This is a genomic window from Aeromonas sp. SER (assembly GCF_038739615.1).
Classification (GTDB): domain Bacteria; phylum Pseudomonadota; class Gammaproteobacteria; order Enterobacterales; family Aeromonadaceae; genus Aeromonas; species Aeromonas jandaei.
The window spans coordinates 487078-508452 of record NZ_JBCGFC010000001.1 but is presented as its reverse complement, the minus strand read 5'-3'; the positions used below and the strand labels follow the sequence as shown (position 1 = coordinate 508452).

Below are 21375 nucleotides of genomic sequence, written 5' to 3'. Positions count from 1 at the left end.
CAAATTTCGCACAGCAGAAAAATAGTGCGTCGCCCCCCTCTACGCCCCCGTAAAGAGGGGGGCGGCACGGGGTCGGCCACAGGGGGCGAGTGACCACTTACCTTCGCTGCGCTTATGCAAAAAAATGCGATATTGAGCCGATTATTGCTTGTCAAGGGGGAATCCCGAATGCACAATACGCCGCCAATAAAGGACCGATGTTCACTGCGACATCGGTTTTTGTATTTTGAAGAGCAGTGCAAACCCACCACAAGAGGCCGGAAACGTTCCGGAAGTGATACCCGAGATTGCCAACAATCTCCCGACGTTAATGAGGAAAAACATGGGGCGTTTCAATGCTTTCCTGCCGGCTAATACCGGTTTGCGCCTCCCCGGCGCCTTTGATCTGCAGGCCTGCGAATCCACCGCGATCCTGTACTCGTTGCAAGCACGTGCTGCGGCACTGATTGAGGAGAAAGCGTAATGGCATCTCAAGGCGCCAAGCTGCTCAAAACCCTGACCCTGACCCAAGTGATCGTCATGGGTTTGGCCTACCTGACCCCCATGGCTGTATTCGATACCTTCGCCATCGTCGGTGACATCACCGAAGGCCGGGTCGCCACTGCCTATCTGCTGGCCCTCGGCGGCATCCTGCTGACCGCCTTCAGCTACGGCCATCTGGTGCGCAAGTTCCCCTCTGCGGGCTCTGCCTATACCTACGCCCAGAAAGTATTCAACCCCTACATCGGTTTCATGGTCGGCTGGTCCTCCCTGCTCGACTACATGTTCATGCCGATGATCAACATCCTGCTGGCCAAGATCTACCTGACCGCCATGTTCCCGGGGGTCGAGCCCTGGGTGTTCATCTTCGGTCTGGTGACCGTGATGACCTTCCTCAACCTGCGCGGCATCAACCTGGTGGCCAACTTCAATGGCCTCATCGTGGTGATCCAGCTGGCCATCATCACCATCTTCATCGGTCTGATGGCATGGGGCATCTACCACGGTGAAGGCGCCGGCACCCTGATGAGCAGCCGTCCGTTCCACTTCGAGTCAGCACAGCTGGTACCGCTCTTCACCGGTGCAACCATCCTCTGCTTCTCGTTCCTGGGCTTTGACGGGCTGAGCTCTCTCTCCGAAGAGACCCCGAACGCCGGCAAGGTGATCCCCAAGGCGATCGTGCTGACGGCCCTTATCGGCGGCATCATCTTCGTGGTGGTCTCCTACTGCCTGCAGCTCTACTTCCCGAGCCTCTCCCGCTTCCAGCATCCGGATGCGGTACTGCCGGAGATCGCCCTCTACGTCGGCGGCACCTTCTTCCAGTCGGTAGTGCTGGTCTGCACCACGGTCGCGGTGCTGGCCTCCGGCATGGCGGCTCACGCCGGTGTGTCGCGCATCCTCTACGTGATGGGTCGTGACCACATGATCCCGGAGCGGGTGTTTGGCTATATCCACCCGAAATACCGCACTCCGGCCATCAACGTACTGATGGTCGGTGCGCTGGCCCTCTCCGCAGTGTCGTTTGATCTGGATACCGCGCTGGCGCTGGTCAACTTCGGTGCGCTGGTGGCATTCAGCTTCGTCAACCTGTCGGTGATCGGTCAGTTCTGGGTGCGCGAGAAGCGCAACAAGACCCTCAAGGATCACATCGTCTATCTGCTGATGCCGCTGCTCGGTGCCGCCACCATCGGCGCCCTCTGGATCAACCTGGAGCAGAGCTCCCTCGAGCTTGGCCTGATCTGGGCTGGCCTCGGCGTAACCTATCTGTTCCTGCGTCTGGCGGTGTTCCGTATCCCGTTCCGTCAGTACGAAGAGGCTGCCGACGCCTGATCGCCTGCGGATAGCGCATAACAAAAGGGGAGCCATGGCTCCCCTTTTTGCTGCCGGTCTGTTGCCGGTCACACGGGCTTGGGCCCGGTCTGCTTACTGCTTATCCAGCACGGCGGTCGCCGCAGCCTTGAGCGGATCGCGAGCGATGGTCTTGGCATCCTGCTCCGCCTTGTGCAGCTGCTGGTTTGCCTTGTCCATCTTCTGCTGCATGCCGTTACCGCTCTCCTTGAGGTCGGCGCGTTTCTCGCCCAGCAGGTCGGTGCGGCCTTTTTGCACCTCGGCTTTCACCTTCTCTTTCTCCTGCTTCACCAGCTTGCTGGTATCACAGTTGCCCTTGACACCCAGAGTGGCATTCACCGCTTCGCTTTTGAGGGCCTTGTCGAGGTTGCAATCTGTTTTCAACAGGCTGGCCTGTGCCCCTGCCGAGAGCAGCCCCAGCGACAGAGAGAGGATCCATGCACGCATCATCTTGTTTACTCCTGCTTGCCAATAAAGGGGCGCAGTGTAGCGATCACGTCCCGGCTGGTAAGGCGGCAGTGCCTTCGCTCCCCCTTTTATCACCCCAGAGCCAACCGGCTCGGTCAGCGCTTGTCGCCGCAGCTCGTCGTCATAAAAACATCATCGAAATGTCACGTTGTCATATTTCTGTCATTAACCACTGATTAAATGCGCGGGTCATCAACAACCCAAGACGGCACGGCCGTCCCAAGAGGCTTTATGCAACAGAGTGACTCCCAACAGCAGCAGTCAGCGACCCGCGCCCTGTTCAACTGGATGAGTGTCATCGCCCTGGTTTACCTGATCCTGGTAGCCGTCGGCGCAGTCTCCCACGGTTTCAAAGGTTTCTCCGGCGGCGCCGAGGGCGCAGCCCAGATCTTCGCGTTTGCCAACAACCCCTTCGTCGCCCTGCTGCTCGGCATCCTGGCGACCGCGCTGGTGCAATCCTCCAGCACTGTGACCTCGGTGATCGTCGGTCTGGTTGCCGGCGGCCTGCCCATCGGCATGGCCATCCCCATGGTCATGGGTGCCAACCTCGGCACTACCATCACCAACACCATCGTTTCGCTGGGCCATGTCCGCGACCGTACTGAGTTCCGCCGCGCCTTCGCCGCCGCCACCGTACACGACTTCTTCAACCTGATGGCCGTGGTCATCTTCCTGCCGCTGGAGCTGATGTTCGGTCTGCTGCAACATAGCGCAGAATGGCTGGCCAACATGCTGGTGGGCTCTGCCAACATGTCGATGAAGGGGATGGATTTCATGAAGCCGCTGACCGCACCGGCCCAGCAGCTGATCGACAGCGCCGTCGCCTTCCTGCCGGGCAAGGGTGCCGCCATCGCCACCATCATCATCGGTATCCTGCTGATCCTGGCCAGCGTCACTTATCTGGGCAAAGTGCTGCAGAAGGTGCTGGTTGGCCGTGCCAAAGAGGTACTGCACAAGGCGCTGGGCCGTGGCCCGCTGAGCGGCATCACCTCCGGTGCGCTGGTGACCATCATGGTGCAATCCTCCTCCACCACCACCAGCCTGATGATCCCGCTGGCCGGCGGCGGCGTGTTCAGCACTCGCCAGCTCTACCCCTTCACTCTGGGCGCCAATATCGGTACCACCATCACCGCTCTGCTGGCTGCCACCGCCATCAGCGGAGCCGGTGCCCAGCTGGCCCTGACCATTGCGCTGGTCCACGTGCTGTTCAACGTCTTCGCCGTGGCGCTGATTTATGGCCTGCCGTTCCTGCGTGACCTGCCGGTGCGCGCCGCCGAAGGGCTGGCCCGGATTGGCAGCGAGAACAAGCTGCTGGCGCTTGGCTATGTGGCGGGTCTCTTCTTCGCCCTGCCCGCCCTGATGATGGTCGTGGCCAAGTAAGCGCTGCCGCCATAACAAGGGGCGAGTCACCGACTCGCCCCTTTTTACGTCTGCGCCACCCTGCTTTGCCTGCCCGCTCACATCCTCCCCCCCTGTGGCTCGCCATGAGGGGCGGTGCGCGATAAGATGGCCCCTCATTGCACTCTTTGTCTTTCTTGGAATAGGAAAACCGATGAAATTCATACTGATCGCGCTGCTGGTTGCCGGTGTCGCCTACTACTTCTACTCCAGCAGCAATAACAAGAAGCTGGCCGAAGATAATGTTCGCAAGGGGGCCGAGTTCCTCGCCAGCAACAAGGAGAAACCGCTGGTGACAACCACTGCCTCCGGCCTGCAGTACGAAGTGCTGACTCCGGGCTCCGGCACCATTCACCCGACTGCCACCAGCAAGGTGAAGGTGCACTACGAGGGCAAGCTGCTGGACGGTACCGTCTTTGACAGCTCGGTTGCCCGTGGCGAGCCCATCGAGTTTGGCCTCAATCAGGTGATCAAGGGGTGGACTGAAGGGGTTCAGCTGATGGTGGAAGGGGAGAAGACCCGCTTCTATATCCCGGCCAACCTCGCCTACGGTGACCGCGCTGCCGGCAAAATTCCGCCGGGATCCGTGCTGATCTTTGATGTGGAGCTGTTGGGTATCAAATAATCCCCTGTGGCGAAATCCCACGCCCGAGCTGCTCTTCGACGTGGAGCTGCCGGGTATCCAGTCAACCGCCGCTCGGATAGGGCCGACCATCAGTCGGCCCTCTCTGTTCGGGATTGCCTCTGGCCATCAGCGCCCATAAAAAAAACCGCCCTCGGGCGGTTTTTTGCAATCAGGCAGAGTCAGCCAACTTAGATGGACTGCTCTTCGCCACCCAGGGCGGCAAACAGCGCCGGAATGAACTGGGAGAGCTCGGCGGTCACCAGCGCGAAGTCGGCATCCAGACGGGCGGCCGGATCTTCGCTGGTCACGTCGTCATTCTGCTCGCGCAGCTCTTCACTGAACTTCAGGCGCTTGATGGAGAGATCATCCCCCAGCACGAAGCTGACGGTCTCGCCCCAGTTGAGGGCCAGCTTGGTCACCAGCTTGTCGTTGGCCAGGTGGTTCTTGATTTCATCCGTCATCAGATCCTGCTGCTTGCAGCGGATGATGCCACCGTGCTCCATGGCACTGCGCAGCTCGGCTTCATCTTCCAGGGTGAAGGAGGCAGGCAGATTGCTCTCGTTCAGCCACTCGGTCATGGTGATCTCGGGCGGGTTCTTGAGGGCCACCGGCACTACCGGCAGGGAACCGATGGATTTGCGCAGCAGTGCCAGCAGGTCATCCGCCTTCTTGGCAGAGCCCGCATCCACTACCATCAGGTTGTCGGCCGGGTTGATCCAGGCGAAGGTCTGGCTGGTACGGCTGAAGGCGCGCGGCAGCAGGGTGTGGAGGATCTCCTCTTTCAGCGCTTCCTTCTCTTTCTTCTTGAGGGCTCGCCCCTGCTCGAACTCGATCGCCTCTACCTTCTCCGCCAGCATCTCCTTGACCACGGTACCGGGCAGCATCTTCTCCTCTTTGCGGGCGCAGATGAGGATATGGCCGGAGGCAGAGTGGGTCAGGGTTGAGCCGAATTTGCCAAGGGGCTTGACCCACCCGAAACGGGAGATGTCCTGACTGCCGCAAGGGGTGAAGGCACAGGCCTCCAGCTGGGTTTCCAGCTGCTCAACGGTCAGGTCGAAGGGGCGGGTAAAGCGATAAATCTGCAGGTTTTTAAACCACATGGCGTCCTCGGTCTCGATAGATTGTCCGGCGGGCATTGTACTAGAGAGGCGCTTTGTGATCAGCCAATCATTCTTGCTAAATAAAGGGCGATCGACTTCACAGGGTGCCATCCCGGTTACCGGAAGTGTCATCAAGTTCCCCTAGACTGCGAAGGTGAAGTTGTTAACAAGGATGAAGATATGTTGCGGCCCAGTCGCCCCGAAGACATGGACGAGATCGTCGAAATCTGGTTGCTGGCCTCCCTGCAGGCCCACGATTTCGTCGATGCCTCCTGCTGGTGGCAGGCTCAGGAGGATCTGCGCACCCGCTACCTCGATCACGCCCATATCTGGGTGTTCGAGGAGCGCGGCGACCTGCTCGGATTTATGGCGCTGGTAGACAACTACCTCGCCGCCCTCTTTGTGCGCCCCGACCGACAGGGACGCGGGGTCGGCCACGCCCTCTTGCAGGAGGCCAAGCGTCAGGGTGCGTCGCTCCACGCCAGAGTCTTCGTGGAAAACTCTCAGGCGGTGCGCTTCTACCGCCGCCACGGCTTTGTCATAGAGGCAGAGGAGTCCGATCCCCTTACCGGCCACCCCCAGTACAAGATGTGCTGCGAACCCGCATGAACTGACGGCAGCCCCCTGTTTTACTTGAAAAAAGCACGGGGCATCCTCATCTTGTCACCATCGGGTGCCACCGGCACCATCCCAGGATCCGGGTTGCTTTCTCATGAAAATCCTCCATACCGCCGACTGGCATCTTGGCCATCAACTCCATGGTCACGACCGCCGTTTTGAACACGATGCCTTCCTCGACTGGCTGACCGACACCCTCAAGGCGCGCGAGATCGACGCCCTGCTGGTGGCGGGCGATCTGTTCGATACCGCCAATCCCCCCGCCAGCGCCTGGCAACAGCTCTACCGCTTTCTGGCGCGGCTGCGCGCCGAGCTGCCCCGCCTCAACATGGTGCTGATCGGCGGCAACCACGACTCCCCCTCCAAGCTGGATGCCCCCCACGAGCTGCTGCGGGCCTTTGATCTGCATCTGGTAGGCAGCATCAGCCGCGACAGTGAGGGCAAGCTCGAGACCGACCGTCTGCTGGTACCGCTGCAAGACCGGGAGGGCAACATCGCCGCCTGGTGCGCCGCCGTGCCGTTCCTGCGCAGCAGCGATCTGCGGGTGGAACAGTTGGCAGAGGGGCAGGACAGGCTGATCGAAGGGGTACGCCAGATCTACGCCGAGGTGCTGGCCGAAGGGCGAGCTCGCTGCGGGGAGGATCTGCCGCTCATCGCCATGGGCCACGCCTATCTGGCGGCGGGCCAGCTCTCCGAGCTTTCAGAGCGGCGGGTGCTCGGCGGCAACCAGCACGCCCTGCCTGCCGAACTCTTTGCCAGTGCCGACTACACGGCGCTCGGTCACCTCCATCTGGCCCAGAGCCCGGCCGAGGGGGTGCACTACAGCGGCTCACCGCTGCCGCTATCGCTTGCCGAAGCCAACTACAACCATCAGGTGCTGGAAGTGACCTTTGCAGAGGGCAAGCTGGCCGGGCTGGAGCGGATCCCGGTGCCCCGCGCAGTGGAGATGATCCGTCTGCCCCAGTGCCCTCTCGACGAGGCACTCGAAGCCATCGAGGCACTGACGCTCCCCCCTTGTCCACAAGAAGCACAGCCCTTCCTCGAAGTCAGGCTCCTGCTGCCCAAGCCCGAGGCGCGCATCCGCGAGCGGATTCTGGCGGCCATCGCCGACAAACCGGTGCGGCTGGCCCGCATCAGTACCCAGTATCAGGGTTCGGGTGAAGGACTGGCCGATGGTCGCGAGCGGCGCAGACTGGATGAGCTCTCCCCCACCGAGGTGTTTCGCCTCTGCTATCAGCGCCAGTTCGAGGGGGAGCCCGAGGCACAACTGGTCGCCTCGTTTGAAGAGATCCTGGAGCAGGTGAAGGAGTCTAACCAATGAAAATCTTGTCTCTGTCAGGTGAGAATCTGGCCAGTCTGACCGGTGCCTTCACCATCGACTTTACCCGCGGGGCACTCGGTGCCGCAGGATTGTTTGCCATCACCGGCAATACCGGCGCCGGCAAGAGCACACTGCTCGACGCCATTTGTCTCGCCCTCTACGACGAGATGCCGCGCTTTATCGCCAATCGCAAGAACGTGGCCGAAGTGGGCCGCATGGATGACGAGGAGAAGCTCAAGGCCAACGACGTGCGCGGCATTCTCAGCCGCGGCCACGCCAGCGGCGTTGCCGAGGTGCAATTTCGTGGCTGCGATGGCCGCATCTGGCTGGCCCGCTGGGCGGTGCGCCGTGCACGCAACCGCGCCGAGGGGCGTTTTCAGGCACAGGAGCGCACCCTGACCGATGTCGAGTCGGGTCAGGTTTTCTCTGGCAGCAAGCGGGAGCTGCAAGATCGCATCGACGAGCTGGTGGGCCTCTCCTGGGAGCAGTTCCGCCGTGCGGTAATCCTGCCACAGGGGGAGTTTGCCGCCTTCCTCAAGTCGGATGCCAACGAGCGCTCCGCCCTGCTCGAACGGATGACCGGCACCGAGCTCTACTCCGCCATCTCCATCCAGACCTATGAACGGGCGCGGGAGGAGCAGCAGAAGCTGGCCGCCATCACTCAACGCCTCGGCGACGTGGCGCTGATGGACGAGGCGACCCGCGAGCAGTGGGTAAGCCGGCAGGTGAGCCTCGCCACCACTCTCAAGCATGAGCAGCAACAGCAGCAGCTGATGCAGGATCTGCGTGACCTCAACAGCCGCATCGCCACCCAGCAGCAAGGTTGCAGCGAGGGGGAAGCCGCGCTGGAGGCGGCCATGCAGGCCCACGGCACCGCCGCGCCCGAGCGCGAGGAGTTCGCCCGCGCCGAGCAAGCGCAGGTGGCCCGCGCCGATCACGACGAGCTGACCCGCCTCACTCTTGAGGTGCAGCAGCAGGAGAAGGTGATCGCCGAGCTGGGGCCGGAACTTGCCAAACTTGAGGAGCAGACCCAGCAGAGCGCCCTCACCGAACAGCAGCTGCTGGCAGAGAAGATCGCCGCCGAGCGCGAATGGGGAGCCCTGCAACCCGAACTCAAGCGGGCACAGGAGCTGGACACCCGCATTCGGGAAAAGCAGCAGCAGTTGCAGAAGATCCAGCAGGAGGGGACTCAGGAGCGGGAAGTACAGCTCACCCTCGAGCAGGGGTGGCGCGAACAGAGTCAGCAGGTGGAACAGCTCAGGCGCCAGCACCAGCAGTGGAGCCTCTGGCTGGAAGAGAACAAGGAGCTGGCACCGGTCGCCCGCCAGTGGCAGCCCCTGCTCACCGCCATGCAGGATTGGGCCGGGGATGCCGACAAGCTGCAGCAACTGCTCACCCTGCGCGATCACAAGCTGCGCGCCCTGCAGCAGCTGCAACGCCAGCTGGAACAGGGCCAGCAGGAGCGCGACTACTGGCAACGCGAGCAAGAGCGGCTGCAGCAGCAACAGAACGAGCTGCAGGAGCAGCAGTGGGAGAGCCGCCTCGCCAAAGCGCAGGAGCAGTGGCAGCAACAGACCGAACAGCTGGGCCAGCTGCGCCAGCTGCTGGAGCTGGCCGACTATGGCCGCAACCACGGCGAGCAGCATGGCCGCTTGCAACAGGAGATTGCCCAGCTGGAGCAAGCGCTCGGCAAACTCGCCACCCTTGGCGACGAGCTGGCGCCAGCCCGCGAGCGGCTCGCCCTGCAGCGGGACGAGGCGCGCCACGCGCTGGAGCAGTCCCGAGCGGTGGCCACGTTCGAGCAGTATCGCCATATCCTGAGCGATGGCACCCCCTGCCCGCTCTGTGGCGCCGAGGAGCATCCCTACAGCCAGAGCCAGCCGCAGGTGGCGGGTATTCTCGGTCAACTGGCGGAGCGGGCCCGCAGCCTCGAACTGGAGTGGGAACGGCTCAACCACCAATACATTCAGTGCGAGAGCGAGCGTCAGGAGCTGGCTCGCCAGCTGGCAGTGCGCCAGCAGCACCTGCCGGATCTGGAAGCGCGCGCCGAGCAGCTGACCCAGCGCTGGCTGCAGCTGGGAGGCGATACCCTGCTGGGCCATCCGCTGCCGCTGCGCCAGAGCCCCATCGAGTGGAACGAGCTGATGAGCACCCTGCTCGGCCATGGCCAGACGCTGGAGCAGGGGCTGGCCCAGAGCCAGCAGTTGCTGCGTCAGGCCCAGCTAGGCCAGCAGCAGTTGCAGGGAGTGCGTCAGCAGCTGAGCCAGCTGGGCGCCCAGCACCAGCAGTTCGAGCAGCAGTGGCAGGAGGCCGACCGTCATCGCATCGCGCTGGAAGGGGAAGTGAAAGCAATGGGCGAGCAGGAAGCGACCCTGCACCAGCGCCTCGAACAGGGGGGCAACCGTCTCGATGAACAGATGGCTGGCCAACCCTGGCGCCAGTGGCTCGGCAGCCAGCAGTGGCGCGAGTGGCAGCGGGCCTGCGAGGCCTGGCTGCACGGCCAGAGCGAGTGGGAGCGGCTGGCCAGCGAGATCGCCAGCCTCACCCCGGCCCTGAGCGCGCAGGAAGCACGTCTGCAGACCCAACGCGAACTGCTGCACAAGCTGGAGCGGGACTACAAGGAGCACGAGCAGCAGCGGCAGGGACTGCTGACCAGCCGCGCCGCCTGTCTGGGTGGCGAGGAGATCGCACTGGTCGAGAACCGCTGGCAGCAACGACTGCAGCAGCTCGCCAGCGAACTGGAGGCGATGCAACAGAGCGCCCGCGCCCTGCGCGAGCGGCAGACCGAGCTCAAGACCCGTCTCACCCATGTGGAGCAGGAGAAACAGGTGAGCAGCCGCCGCAAACGGGAGGTGCTGGGCCGCTGGGCTGCCCACGCCAGTACCCTCGGCATCGCCGAATATGACCTGCGCCGCCTGCTGGCCATCAGCCCCGATGAACTCAAGGCGCGCCGCGCCGCTCTGCAAGGGCTGGAGGATGCGGTTGGCGAGGCGCGCACCCGCCTTGCCGAGCGGCAGCGGGCGCTGGCGCTGGAGGAGAGCAAGCGGGAGCGCTATCGCGAACATCACCCCGAGCTGGCTGCCCTGCCGGATGCAGAGCTGAGCGATCAGTTGGTGGCGCTCGATGCCCGCTGTCGCGCCCTTGAAGAGCAACTGTTCGAGTGCAAGAGCACGCTGGCGCAAGCCGAAGCGGCCGCCCTCAAGGCGGGCAGCCTGCAACAGGAGCTGGCCGCCCAGCAGGCGGTGGCCGATCACTGGCAGCAGCTGTGCGATCTGATCGGGCAGGCCAACGGCGCCAAGTTCCGCACCTTTGCCCAGAGCCTCACCCTCGAACGCCTGTTGCTGGAGGCCAACGCCCAGCTCGCCGAGCTATCGCCCCGCTACCGGCTGGAGCGGGTGCCCGGCACCGATCTGGCGCTGCAGGTGGTGGATCTCGACATGGGGGACGAGGTGCGCTCGGTGGACTCCCTCTCCGGCGGCGAGAGCTTTCTGGTGTCGCTGGCGCTGGCGCTGGCCCTCTCCAGCCTCTCGTCACGGCAGACCCAGGTAGAGTCGCTGTTTATCGACGAGGGGTTCGGCACGCTCGATCCGGACAGCCTGGATCTGGCGCTCGCCAGCCTCGACTCCCTGCAGGCCGCCGGCCGCCAGATCGGGGTTATCTCCCACGTCCAGACCCTGGTGGAGCGGATTGGCGTCCAAGTCAGGGTTGAAGCCCTCGGTGGCGGCGAGAGTCGGGTAATCGTCCCCTGACCATAGCCAATCCCCAAAACGACAAGAGCCCGCCAATTGGCGGGCTCTTGCTTGCACAGCGCTCGTTAATCGAAGCGGTAAGCCCCCATGTAGAGGCTGCCGCCATCCCAGCTCTCGTGCAGCAGGGTCGGTGCCTTGCCCTGTGCGGCCCCCAGCGCCACAAAGAGCGGGCGCAGGTGATCGTCATGGGGATGGGACTCCACCGCTCCGGGGGCCAACCGACGATAGTCGAGCAGCGCCTCCCGCTCCCCTGCCGCCATCGCCCCTTCCAGCCAGTCGACAAACTGGCTGGCCCAGCGCGGCACTGGCGACCCCTCGGGCCCCAAGGCCCGCAGGTTATGGGTGATGGCGCCGGAGGCGAGGATACCAATCCCCTGACTGCGCAATGCGGCAAGTGCCTCCCCCAGCTGCCAGAGCTGGCTCGGGGTGAAGCTGGCGGGGATGGAGATCTGCACCAGCGGGATCTCGCTGTCCGGGTCGATCAGGGAGAGCGGTGACCAGACCCCGTGGTCCAGTTCGCGCCGCACCGGGGTAGTTGCCAGCCCCGCCAGCGTCAGCTGATCGCCCACCGCCTGCTGTAGCCATTCAGGGCTGCTGGCTGGCCAGCGCATCCGGTAGAGCGGCTCGGGGAAGCCATAGAAGTCGTACATCAGCGCCGGTTTGGGCTCGACGTTGATCTGCAGCTCGCGACTGAACCAGTGAGCGGAGATGACCACCAATCCCTTGAGATCCCCCAGCCGCAGGGTGCTCAGAAAACGGGTGGCAGGTTGATCACGCAACACCAGATCCGGTGCGCCGTGAGAGATAAACCAGACAGGGGCGAGGGACATAACAGTGACTCCAGCAAGGGTTTGGATGGCGATTTTTGCCAGAAGGCAACGCCGCTGAATTCATTATCCGCCCGCCTAAACAGGTTAACAATCAGGCTAAATGGATAAGCACTATCAACCTATTTTTGATAATAAGATAGCCAGCCCCACCATTGTCATCAAAAGAGGGCAACCCGTCTGGTTAGCCCGCTTTGCGGTTGCCCCCGCAACCTGATGACCGTTCAATGACCCTCGCCGGAAAGGGCTATGCGGGTCGCCGCCCCCTGCGCCAGCCACTCCTGCAACAGCAATCGCTCTGCGGCCACCTCTGCCGAGACCGGTGCAGCTCCTTCGGCCGAGTGGTTGCCGGTAAAAGCTGATCGCCAGTGGTGATTGCCCGGCCAGCTGGCGTCAGGCATGGCATGGGCCAGCAGCAGTGCCCCCGCCAGCAAAAGCAGTACCGGGCCACCCCATGGGCTGTTTTCCATCTCTTTCCCCTTCACAAGCGCGCCAATGGGCTAACATCTTTGCGCAAGCTGGTGACAAGACGGTGACAGTGAGCAGGTGGTCATTTTACAACATCTGAACCTTCTCTCCGCCAATAAGACACAGATGGCAACATTTGTCGTCAATCAGCTCAGACCAGTGGATGCATGCTCTAAAAAGTGACCAACAGGAAAACGTTATCCCTGAAAAGAAAACGTTATCTGGTCAAAACGTTGTTTCTGGATCATAAAAAGAATCCAAAAACTGGTGTATATTGCTCGGCGGAAACTCCTTAACCATGAAGACTGACATGAAAAAGACCAAAATCGTCTGCACCATCGGTCCCAAGACCGAATCCAAAGAAATGCTGGCAAAAATGCTGGACGCCGGCATGAACGTCATGCGCCTGAACTTCTCTCACGGTGATTACGAAGAGCACGGCACCCGTATCCGCAACCTGCGCGAAGTGATGGCCGAGACCGGCAAGCGCGCAGCTATCCTGCTGGATACCAAGGGTCCGGAAATCCGTACCATGAAGCTGGAAGGTGGCAATGACGTAGCACTGGTTGCTGGCCAGACCTTCACCTTCACCACTGACCAGACCGTGGTTGGCAACAAAGACAAAGTGGCCGTGACCTATGCAGGTTTCGCCAACGACCTGCGCGTCGGCAACCGCATCCTGGTTGACGACGGCCTGATCGGTCTGGACGTCATCGAAATCACCGAGCGCGAAGTTGTTTGTAAAGTACTGAACAACGGCGATCTGGGCGAGAACAAGGGCGTCAACCTGCCGGGCGTCTCCATCAAGCTGCCGGCCCTGGCCGAGAAAGACAAGCGCGACCTGATCTTCGGTTGCGAGCAGAGCGTTGATTTCGTTGCTGCTTCCTTCATCCGCAAGAAAGAAGACGTACTGGAAATCCGTGAGCACCTGAAAGCCCACGGTGGCGAGAACATCCAGATCATCTCCAAGATCGAAAACCAGGAAGGTCTGGACAACTTCGACGAGATCCTGGCTGTTTCCGACGGCATCATGGTTGCTCGTGGCGACATGGGTGTAGAGATCCCGGTTGAAGAGGTTATCTTCGCCCAGAAGATGATCATCGCCAAGTGCAACAAAGCCCGCAAAGTGGTTATCACTGCCACCCAGATGCTGGACTCCATGATCAAGAACCCGCGTCCGACCCGCGCCGAAGCCGGCGACGTGGCCAACGCCATCCTGGACGGTACCGATGCAGTCATGCTGTCCGGTGAGTCCGCCAAGGGTAAGTACCCGCTGGAAGCCGTGACCATCATGGCCACCATCTGCGAGCGTACCGATGCCGTGATGCCGTCCAACCTGTCTGCTTCTAACGACAGCAACAAGCTGCGCATCACCGAAGCCGTATGTAAAGGCGCGGTAGAGACCTCCGAGAAGCTGGACGCCCCGCTGATCGTGGTTGCCACCGAAGGCGGCAAGTCTGCCAAGGCTATCCGCAAGTACTTCCCGAAAGCCTGGATCCTGGCGATCACCACCAACAAGAAGACCGCTGCCCAGCTGGTTCTGACCAAGGGTGTGGTTGCTCACGTGGTTGACAGCATCGCCTCTACCGACGATTTCTATCGCATCGGTAAAGAAGCCGCGCTGGAAATCGGCATGGGCCAGAAAGGTGACGTGGTTGTGATGGTATCCGGTGCTCTGGTACCGAGCGGCACCACCAACACCGCTTCTGTTCACGTTCTTTAATCGGAACTGAACAAGCTGAAAACGGCGCCTGCGGGCGCCGTTTTTTTTATCCCTCCCCCCTGCTTACCAACGGATGCCGGTGTTAGAATCCCCGCGGATTTAATCTATGTGGGAAATCTCCCGATCACCGCGCAATAACCCGGAAGTTATATGCAATCAACACCCTTCAAGAGAGCATCGGCCATCCTGTTGCCGCTGCTCTGCCTACTCGTCAGCCTCTGCGGTGCCCCGCAAGCCATGGCGCAGGATGTTCCATCCCGCGCTTCCGTCCAGCGGGCGCTGGACAATCTGGGCAAATCCGAGACCCTGACCGTCAGCCAGCAGGCCGACCAGAAGTTTCTGACCGACACCCTCACCCTGCTCGACAGCATCGACAAGGAGGAGGCGAAAGCCAAGGCGCAAGCCCAGCGCATTCGCAATCTGCCGGGTGAGCTGCGCGACATCAGCGCCAAGCTCAACGATCTGACCCAGGGCAAAAGCCCGGAGCAGATCAAGAGCGAATACGCCAGCATGAGTCTGGCCGAGCTCGACAACCGCCAGCCCGATGTGCTGGCCAACATGCAGGCCGCCCAGGAGGCGCTCGGCGCCATCGGCAGCCAGCTCACCAACCTGCAGACCCTGCCGGAGCGCGCCCAGAGCAGCATGAGCCGCGCCTATCAGCGCAGTCAGGAGATCCGCAGCCGCCTTAATGCCGGCGAGAGCGTCAGCAGCGCCGAGAAGATGAAGCTCAACACCGAGCTGGCACTGCTCGACCTGCAACTTTCCCAGTTGCAAAAGGATCTGGACAACCGTACCAGCATGCAGGATCTGGCGGTCAAACAGCGCGACTACCAGAACGCCCGCCTCACCAGTGAAGAGCAGAAGCTGCAACTGCTGCAGGAGCAGAGCAGCGCCAAACGCCTCGGCGACACAGAGAAGACCGCCGAACAGACCGGTGAGCTGGTAGCGACCGAAGACAGCCCGCTGGTACAAAAAGAGCAGGTTCTCAACCACCAGCTCAGCCAGCAACTGATCAGCGCCACCACCAACCTCAACTCGCTGGTCCAGAAAAACCTGCAGGCCAAGAGCTGGCTGGAGCGCGGCACCCAGACCGAGCGCAACCTCAACGAGCAGGTGCAGATGCTCAAGGGCAATCTGCTGCTGTCACGCATCCTCTATCAGCTCTATCAACAGCTGGAAGCGGCGCCCACCATCGCCGTGAAAAACCTGGAAGAGCAGATCGCCGATCTGCATCTGGCCCAGTTCGAGCTGAGTCAGCAGCGTGACCAGCTGTTCCAGAAGAACCTCTATCTGGACAACCTGATCGCGAGCAGCAAAGAGCCGGTCAGCGATGAAGACAAGGAGAGCCTTGCCAAGCTCATCGATACCCGCATCAACCTGCTCGATCAGCTCAACCGCCAGCTCGACAGTCAGCTCACCAACGCCATCAGCCTGCAGCTGACCCAGCAGCAGCTGGCGCGGGTCTATGCCTCTATCGAATTTACCCTGCAACAGCACATCTTCTGGGTAAGCAGCAACAAATCGATCGACTTCAAGTGGTTTATCAGCTGGCCCGCCCAGGCCTACAAACAGGCCTCCGACTGGGTGCTGAAACCGGACTGGAGCCAGTGGCGCCAAGAGCTGCTGGGGATCTCCCTGCTCGCCTTCCCGCTGCTGCTGATCGGCGGCCTGCTGATGTGGAAGCGTCCGGCCCTGGCCGAACGCCAGAAAAAGATTGCCAAGGATCTGGGCCGCTTCCGTCAGGACAGCCAGTGGCACACCCCGCGCGCACTCTTCTTTACCCTGTTGCAGCGCCTGCCGGGCAGCCTGTTCATTCTGGCGGGCGGCCTGCTGCTCACCTACTGTGGTCTGCTGAGCCCCAAGCTCATTTTCCAGATCACTCTGAACCTGGCACTCAGCTATCTGGTTTTCAGCATCTTCATGGCGGTGATGCGCCCGGGCGGACTCGGTGAATCCCACTTCCGCATCCCGCGCGCCGAGCTGCAGGCCAAGCGCAACAGCATGCGCTACCTCTGGTTGCCGCTGCTGCCCCTTATCATGCTGTCGACCAAGGCGGTGGTAGAACCCTCCTCCCTGGGCAACGACGTGATCGGTCAGGCTCTCACCCTGATCCTGCTGGCGCTGGCCGCCTATCTGGTGTTCCCCATCTCCCGCGCCCGCATCAAGGGCGAGGCGAGCATGGCCCAGACCATGACCGCCATTGCGCTGGCCCTGGCTCCGGTGGCGCTGATTGTGCTGGCAGTACTCGGCTACTACTACACCGCGCTGAAGCTGACCGGTCGCCTGATCGAATCCTTCTATCTGCTGATCATCTGGAGTCTGGTCTACCGCACCGCCCTGCGCGGGCTGGAGCTGGCGGCCCGTCGTCTGGCCTACCGCCGCGCAGTGGCCAAACGTGAGCACAAATCTTCGGAAGATGCGGAAGGTGGCGAGTCCATCGAAGAGCAACCGATGGATCTGGAGGATGTCAGCCAGCAGTCCCTGCGTCTGACGCGCACCGTACTGCTGATGATCTTCGGCGTCGCCTTCTACTGGCTCTGGTCCGATCTGGTCGCGGTATTCTCCTACCTCGACAGCATGGTGCTGTGGCACCGCACTGAAGGCACCGGTGCCAATGCCGTGCTCTTCCCCATCAGTCTGAGTGACGTGCTGATCGGCCTCCTGATGCTCGGCGGCGCCTGGTCGCTGGCGCGCAACCTGCCGGGCTTGCTGGAGGTGCTGGTGCTCTCCAAGCTCAATCTGGCTCAGGGGACGGCCTACGCTATCACCACCATGCTCAACTACGTACTGATTGGCTTCGGCTCCCTCACCGCCCTCTCCATGATGGGCGTGCAGTGGGACAAGCTGCAGTGGGTAGCGGGTGGTCTGTCAGTCGGTATCGGTTTTGGTATGAAGGAGATCCTCTCCAACTTCGTCTCCGGCATCATCATCCTGTTCGAGCGTCCGGTGCGGATCGGTGACACCGTCACCATCGGCTCCTTCTCGGGTACCGTCTCGCGGATCCGCATTCGTGCCACCACCCTGACCGACTTCGACCGCAAGGAAGTGATCATCCCCAACCAGCAGCTGATGACCGAGCGTCTGATCAACTGGTCGCTGAGTGACACCGTCACCCGGGTCATCGTGCGGGTAGGCGTGGCCTACGGTTCCGATCTGGAGCTGACCCGCACCCTGCTCAAACAGGCGGCGGACGAGAACAGCCGCGTGCTGAAAGACCCGGCGCCCATCGTCTACTTCCTCACCTTCGGTGCCAGCACCCTGGATCACGAGCTGCGCTTCTTCGTGAGCGAGCTGGGGGATCGCAACCCGGCGGTGGACGAGTTGAACCGCAAGATCGACCAGCTGTTCCGCGAGAACGGCATCGAGATCGCCTTCAACCAGATGGATGTCTACATCAAGAACATGCAGGGGGAGGAGCAGAAGGTCGAATCCAACTCCGGCGCCCTGCCGCCACCTCCTGCCGAAGAGGGCAAGCAGCCCGCTTAAGGGAAGAGAAACCAGCAAAGCCGCTCACCTGTGTGAGCGGCTTTTTTATTGCGTTCACATGATCGGTCAGCGGATCGGAGAAGGCTCGGCAAGTCCCGGGGAGATGGCCACCCGGCAAGTGTTGCCCTCTCTGGCGCCAGAATACCGTTATTTTATAAATAAAATTGTTTATAAAATAAGCCGCTAAACGCGTTGAATCATTGCCGCAAGCCGCTCTGATGACATCGGCAGACACCCAGCAGCCCCCTCCGAAACGGTGCAACATGCTGCTCCAGCCCGCTTTTCCCCTGCTTTCAGATGAGGCGATAGCCCGCCCCCGCCGCGCCCCAGAAATCCATTTACCACCTGCGCTGGCTAACCTATGTTAGAGAAAGTGACAAAAGGATCAGGGAGCACCACGTGACGATGGAAGAGAGAGAACTGCAGCAGATCCTGTTTCGCTCCTTTGACGTGATACCGCTCCCCATTCTGGTGTCAGAATCGGTGGCGCGCCGCGAGGGACTGCCCGATACCGGTGACAGCATCCCTGTGCGTCGCCATCGCTTTCTCAACCGCGCCTTTCGCGAACAGCTCGGGTATGACCTGGCCGATCTGCCCGATATGGCCAGCTGGTTTCGCCTCGCCTATCCGGATGCAACCTACCGCAGTGCGATCATTCAGGCCTGGCACACCGAGGTAGAGCGCTCTTTGCAAGAGGGGCGAGAAGTGGCGGAGATGCCCGCCCTGATCCGCTGCAAGAATGGCCAGCACCGCTGGTTCGTGGTGACGGCCCAGCTGGGGGCCGATGCCATCCCGGATGGCCATATCGTCACCTTCCGCGACATTCACGACCTGCAGTGCATGGTGGAAGAGGTGAGCCGCCTCTCCTGTACCGACCCCCTCACCGAACTGTGCAACCGCCGTGGTGCCGAGCAGCAGCTGCAATCCCACCGGATGCAGGGTGATGCCTTTGCCCTGGTGCTGGGCGATATCGACCACTTCAAGCAGATCAACGACCGTTACGGTCACCCTGCGGGGGATGCGGCGCTCTGCGCCGTTGCCGAAACCATGACAGAACTGCTGCAACCGGGGGAGTGCCTGGCCCGCTGGGGCGGCGAGGAGTTTCTGCTGATCTTGCCGGATCACACGCTGGAGCAGGCCGCCTGCCGGGCCGAACGGCTGCGCCAGCAGGTCAGCGAGCTGACCATGCCATGGCAGGGACAGACTATCACTCTCACCATCAGCCTTGGCTGCGCCGCTACCCGGGGCGATCAGAGCATCGACTACCTGCTGATGATGGCGGATCGGGCGCTTTATCTCGCCAAGGAGCAGGGGCGTAACCGGGTGGTGGTTGCGAAAGAGTAAGAGAGGAGAGGAGAGGAAACAGGTTCTGGGCCGGATCGCAGCCATAAAAAAACCGAAGCACAAGGCTTCGGTTTTTTGTTGCAGTAACAGGCGCTTGGCCTGTCACGGCTTATTTCTTGATGCGGATCACCGGGGTCTCGCCCACAGTCACGGCACCAGTCATCTTCACCAGCTCTTTGATCTCGTCCATGTTGGAGATGACCACCGGAGTCAGGGTAGATTTGGCTTTCGCTTCCAGAACGGCCAGATCGAACTCGATGATGGTGTCGCCGCGCTTGACCTGCTGGCCTTCCTGAGCGATACGCTTGAAGCCTTCGCCTTTCAGTTCAACGGTGTCGATACCGAAGTGAACGAACAGCTCGATGCCGGAGTCAGATTCCAGAGAGAACGCGTGGTTGGTCTCGAAAATCTTGCCGATGGTGCCGTCGCACGGAGCAACCATCTTGTTGCCAGCCGGCTTGATGGCGATACCGTCACCAACGATTTTCTCGGCGAAGACCACATCAGGCACATCTTCGATCGGCACGATTTCGCCAGACAGCGGAGCAAAGATTTCGATGCCACCGGTGTCAGAGCTATCGTCGGAAACCAGTTTCTTCAGTTTGTCGAACAGACCCATATAAAGCTCCTAGAGATGATTTTTCGCTGTTTGCAGCCGATCTTAGCAGACTGCCTTCTGCTTAATAAAGTTATCTACGCATGCTTCGATTTCAGCAGCGGTGGCAAAGCTCAGTGCTTGATCAGCCATTGCCTTCACATCTTCGAAGTTGGTGTTGCGGATAAGCTTCTTGATACGCGGTACAGAGATGGCGCTCATGGAGAACTCATCCAGACCCATACCCAGCAGCAGCAGGGTGGCACGCTCGTCACCAGCCAGTTCACCACACATACCGGTCCACTTGCCTTCGGCATGGGATGCATCGATAACCATCTTGATCAGGGTCAGGACGGAGGGTGACAGCGGGTTGTACATCGCGGAGATCATCTCGTTACCACGGTCGACAGCCAGGGTGTACTGGGTCAGGTCGTTGGTACCGATACTGAAGAAATCCACTTCCTTGGCAAGATGATGAGCCATGACGGCAGCAGCCGGGGTCTCGATCATGATACCCACTTCGATGGATTCATCAAAGGCTTTGCCTTCAGCGCGCAGTTCGGCTTTCAGCGTCTCTACGGTAGCTTTCAGGCTACGGAACTCTTCGACAGAGATGATCATCGGGAACATGATGCGCAGTTTGCCAAAGGCAGACGCACGCAGAATGGCCCGCAGCTGAGCGTGCATGATGTCTTCGCGGTCGAAGAAAATACGCACGGCACGCCAGCCCAGGAAGGGGTTCATCTCTTTCGGGAAATTCATGTACGGCAGCTCTTTGTCGCCGCCAATGTCCATGGTTCGCACGATGATCGGCTGATCCGGCATCGCTTCGGCCACTTCTTTGTAGGCTTTGAACTGCTCGTCTTCGGTCGGCAGCGCGTCACGGTCCATGAACAGGAACTCGGTACGGTACAGACCCACGCCTTCGGCGCCATTGCGGATGGCACCTTCGGTATCCTTGACGGTACCGATGTTGGCGCACACTTCGACCTGATGACCATCCAGAGTGATGGCAGGCAGATCTTTCAGCTTGGCCAGCTCGTCTTTCTCAGCCTGATAACGGGCCTGAGTCTCTTTGAACTGGGTCAGCTCGGCTTCGCTCGGGTTGATCACAACTTTGTTGTTGATGGCGTCGAGCAGGATCATCTCACCGTTCTTGACGCGATCGGTGATGTCGTTGGTGCCCACGATGGCCGGCAGCTCCAGGGAGCGGGCCATGATGGAGGTGTGGGAAGTACGGCCACCGATGTCGGTAACGAAACCCAGCACATATTTCAAGTTGATCTGAGCGGTCTCGGACGGGGTCAGGTCTTTGGCGACCAGAATCACCTCTTCGTCGATGGTGCTCAGGTTGACAACGGCGATGCCCAGTACGTTCTTGACCAGACGGGTACCGATGTCACGGAAGTCGGTTGCGCGCTCGCGCAGATAGGGGTCGTCCAGCTCGGCCATCATCTTGGCGTACTGTTCGATCACCTCGTAGATGGCTTTGTCGGCGGAAGCCTTGTTATCTTTGATGAAGGATTTGATATCCCCTTCCAGCTCTTCATCTTCGAGCAACATGATGTGGCCTTCGAAGATGGCCTCTTTTTCTTCGCCGAAGGTGCGACCGGCCATCTCTTTGATGGCTTCCAGCTGTGCAGCTGACTTGGTGCGGGCTTCGAGGAAGCGGTTGATCTCGACATCAATCTGGTCAGCAGAGATCTTGCCCTGATTGATAACGATTTCATCTTCTTTCAGAAGAAGCGCCTTACCGAATGCGATACCGGGGGACGCAAGAATGCCAGATATCATAATCCTTCCTATTAAAACGACTGTGGGGGAGG

General features: G+C 61.0%; 16 protein-coding genes. 10 read left to right on the top strand and 6 right to left on the bottom strand.

Annotated elements, in window-relative coordinates; translation table 11 throughout:
- The first annotated feature begins 322 nt into the window (after positions 1–322).
- Together AAHA41_RS02400 and AAHA41_RS02395 are read left to right on the top strand one after the other, a co-directional pair.
- Complete coding sequence (locus tag AAHA41_RS02400; RefSeq protein ID WP_167334751.1) at positions 323–463, top strand: hypothetical protein; 141 nt, start codon at positions 323–325, stop codon at positions 461–463.
- Complete coding sequence (locus AAHA41_RS02395) at positions 463–1809, top strand: APC family permease (RefSeq protein ID WP_041208258.1); 1347 nt, start codon at positions 463–465, stop codon at positions 1807–1809. Before AAHA41_RS02400 ends, AAHA41_RS02395 begins: the two co-directional genes overlap by 1 nt.
- 93 nt (positions 1810–1902) lie before the next feature.
- On the opposite strand, the gene AAHA41_RS02390 is transcribed toward AAHA41_RS02395, so the two are convergent.
- Positions 1903–2277, bottom strand: a complete 375-nt coding sequence (locus AAHA41_RS02390) for a hypothetical protein (RefSeq protein WP_236663802.1) — start codon at positions 2275–2277, stop codon at positions 1903–1905.
- Between the two features lie 249 nt (positions 2278–2526).
- Between AAHA41_RS02390 and AAHA41_RS02385 the strand changes: the two genes are divergently transcribed.
- Both AAHA41_RS02385 and AAHA41_RS02380 read left to right on the top strand, forming a co-directional pair.
- A complete protein-coding gene (locus AAHA41_RS02385; protein WP_201909875.1) occupies positions 2527–3675 on the top strand; it encodes a Na/Pi cotransporter family protein in 1149 nt (382 codons plus the stop codon).
- A gap of 172 nt (positions 3676–3847) precedes the next feature.
- Complete coding sequence (locus tag AAHA41_RS02380) at positions 3848–4318, top strand: FKBP-type peptidyl-prolyl cis-trans isomerase (protein ID WP_323071158.1); 471 nt, start codon at positions 3848–3850, stop codon at positions 4316–4318.
- 188 nt (positions 4319–4506) lie between these two features.
- Here the strand turns inward: AAHA41_RS02380 and rdgC are convergent, their stop codons facing one another.
- On the bottom strand, positions 4507–5418 hold the full coding sequence (gene rdgC, locus AAHA41_RS02375) for a recombination-associated protein RdgC (protein WP_323071159.1): 912 nt from the start codon (positions 5416–5418) through the stop codon (positions 4507–4509).
- A gap of 180 nt (positions 5419–5598) precedes the next feature.
- Here rdgC and AAHA41_RS02370 point away from each other — a divergent pair, with 180 nt between their 5' ends.
- The 3 genes from AAHA41_RS02370 (at position 5599) to AAHA41_RS02360 (ending at position 11106) form a co-directional block, all read left to right on the top strand.
- Positions 5599–6027, top strand: coding sequence for a GNAT family N-acetyltransferase (locus tag AAHA41_RS02370; protein ID WP_041208255.1), 429 nt, complete (start codon positions 5599–5601; stop codon positions 6025–6027).
- A 103-nt stretch (positions 6028–6130) separates the two neighbouring features.
- The gene (locus AAHA41_RS02365) at positions 6131–7357 is read left to right on the top strand and encodes an exonuclease SbcCD subunit D C-terminal domain-containing protein (protein WP_323071160.1); all 1227 of its coding nucleotides are present in this window, start codon (positions 6131–6133) and stop codon (positions 7355–7357) included.
- Complete coding sequence (locus tag AAHA41_RS02360; RefSeq protein WP_323071161.1) at positions 7354–11106, top strand: AAA family ATPase; 3753 nt, start codon at positions 7354–7356, stop codon at positions 11104–11106. Before AAHA41_RS02365 ends, AAHA41_RS02360 begins: the two co-directional genes overlap by 4 nt.
- Positions 11107–11171: 65 nt before the next feature.
- Here the strand turns inward: AAHA41_RS02360 and AAHA41_RS02355 are convergent, their stop codons facing one another.
- Together AAHA41_RS02355 and AAHA41_RS02350 are read right to left on the bottom strand one after the other, a co-directional pair.
- Positions 11172–11936, bottom strand: coding sequence for a class III extradiol ring-cleavage dioxygenase (locus AAHA41_RS02355; RefSeq protein ID WP_323071162.1), 765 nt, complete (start codon positions 11934–11936; stop codon positions 11172–11174).
- Positions 11937–12157: 221 nt separating this feature from the next.
- Positions 12158–12403 (bottom strand): hypothetical protein, encoded by a 246-nt coding sequence (locus AAHA41_RS02350; RefSeq protein WP_323071163.1) that lies wholly within the window; start codon positions 12401–12403, stop codon positions 12158–12160.
- A gap of 308 nt (positions 12404–12711) precedes the next feature.
- Here AAHA41_RS02350 and pykF point away from each other — a divergent pair, with 308 nt between their 5' ends.
- The 3 genes from pykF to AAHA41_RS02335 all read left to right on the top strand — a co-directional run bounded on the left by pykF (position 12712) and on the right by AAHA41_RS02335 (position 18954).
- A complete protein-coding gene (pykF, locus tag AAHA41_RS02345; protein ID WP_042033075.1) occupies positions 12712–14124 on the top strand; it encodes a pyruvate kinase PykF in 1413 nt (470 codons plus the stop codon).
- 150 nt (positions 14125–14274) lie between these two features.
- Positions 14275–17610 carry a mechanosensitive channel MscK gene (mscK, locus tag AAHA41_RS02340; RefSeq protein ID WP_323071164.1) on the top strand — a complete coding sequence of 1112 codons (3336 nt, stop codon included), beginning with the start codon at positions 14275–14277 and terminating at the stop codon, positions 17608–17610.
- Positions 17611–18015: 405 nt separating this feature from the next.
- Positions 18016–18954, top strand: a complete 939-nt coding sequence (locus tag AAHA41_RS02335; RefSeq protein WP_323071054.1) for a sensor domain-containing diguanylate cyclase — start codon at positions 18016–18018, stop codon at positions 18952–18954.
- 109 nt (positions 18955–19063) lie between these two features.
- Here AAHA41_RS02335 and crr read toward each other — a convergent pair whose 3' ends face one another.
- Positions 19064–19573: a PTS glucose transporter subunit IIA gene (gene crr, locus AAHA41_RS02330; protein WP_005303134.1), complete on the bottom strand. Its 510-nt coding sequence runs from the start codon at positions 19571–19573 to the stop codon at positions 19064–19066.
- A 42-nt stretch (positions 19574–19615) separates the two neighbouring features.
- Positions 19616–21343 (bottom strand): phosphoenolpyruvate-protein phosphotransferase PtsI, encoded by a 1728-nt coding sequence (gene ptsI, locus AAHA41_RS02325; RefSeq protein WP_033113318.1) that lies wholly within the window; start codon positions 21341–21343, stop codon positions 19616–19618.
- Positions 21344–21375: the final 32 nt, after the last annotated feature.

What these genes read in the sequence shown, in the direction of transcription:
- AAHA41_RS02400 (WP_167334751.1), top strand. Translation starts at nt 323, where the DNA reads ATGGGGCGTTTCAATGCTTTCCTGCCGGCTAATACCGGTTTGCGCCTC.
- AAHA41_RS02395 (WP_041208258.1), top strand. Translation starts at nt 463, where the DNA reads ATGGCATCTCAAGGCGCCAAGCTGCTCAAAACCCTGACCCTGACCCAA.
- AAHA41_RS02390 (WP_236663802.1), bottom strand. Translation starts at nt 2,277, where the DNA reads ATGATGCGTGCATGGATCCTCTCTCTGTCGCTGGGGCTGCTCTCGGCA.
- AAHA41_RS02385 (WP_201909875.1), top strand. Translation starts at nt 2,527, where the DNA reads ATGCAACAGAGTGACTCCCAACAGCAGCAGTCAGCGACCCGCGCCCTG.
- AAHA41_RS02380 (WP_323071158.1), top strand. Translation starts at nt 3,848, where the DNA reads ATGAAATTCATACTGATCGCGCTGCTGGTTGCCGGTGTCGCCTACTAC.
- rdgC (WP_323071159.1), bottom strand. Translation starts at nt 5,418, where the DNA reads ATGTGGTTTAAAAACCTGCAGATTTATCGCTTTACCCGCCCCTTCGAC.
- AAHA41_RS02370 (WP_041208255.1), top strand. Translation starts at nt 5,599, where the DNA reads ATGTTGCGGCCCAGTCGCCCCGAAGACATGGACGAGATCGTCGAAATC.
- AAHA41_RS02365 (WP_323071160.1), top strand. Translation starts at nt 6,131, where the DNA reads ATGAAAATCCTCCATACCGCCGACTGGCATCTTGGCCATCAACTCCAT.
- AAHA41_RS02360 (WP_323071161.1), top strand. Translation starts at nt 7,354, where the DNA reads ATGAAAATCTTGTCTCTGTCAGGTGAGAATCTGGCCAGTCTGACCGGT.
- AAHA41_RS02355 (WP_323071162.1), bottom strand. Translation starts at nt 11,936, where the DNA reads ATGTCCCTCGCCCCTGTCTGGTTTATCTCTCACGGCGCACCGGATCTG.
- AAHA41_RS02350 (WP_323071163.1), bottom strand. Translation starts at nt 12,403, where the DNA reads ATGGAAAACAGCCCATGGGGTGGCCCGGTACTGCTTTTGCTGGCGGGG.
- pykF (WP_042033075.1), top strand. Translation starts at nt 12,712, where the DNA reads ATGAAAAAGACCAAAATCGTCTGCACCATCGGTCCCAAGACCGAATCC.
- mscK (WP_323071164.1), top strand. Translation starts at nt 14,275, where the DNA reads ATGCAATCAACACCCTTCAAGAGAGCATCGGCCATCCTGTTGCCGCTG.
- AAHA41_RS02335 (WP_323071054.1), top strand. Translation starts at nt 18,016, where the DNA reads ATGGAAGAGAGAGAACTGCAGCAGATCCTGTTTCGCTCCTTTGACGTG.
- crr (WP_005303134.1), bottom strand. Translation starts at nt 19,573, where the DNA reads ATGGGTCTGTTCGACAAACTGAAGAAACTGGTTTCCGACGATAGCTCT.
- ptsI (WP_033113318.1), bottom strand. Translation starts at nt 21,343, where the DNA reads ATGATATCTGGCATTCTTGCGTCCCCCGGTATCGCATTCGGTAAGGCG.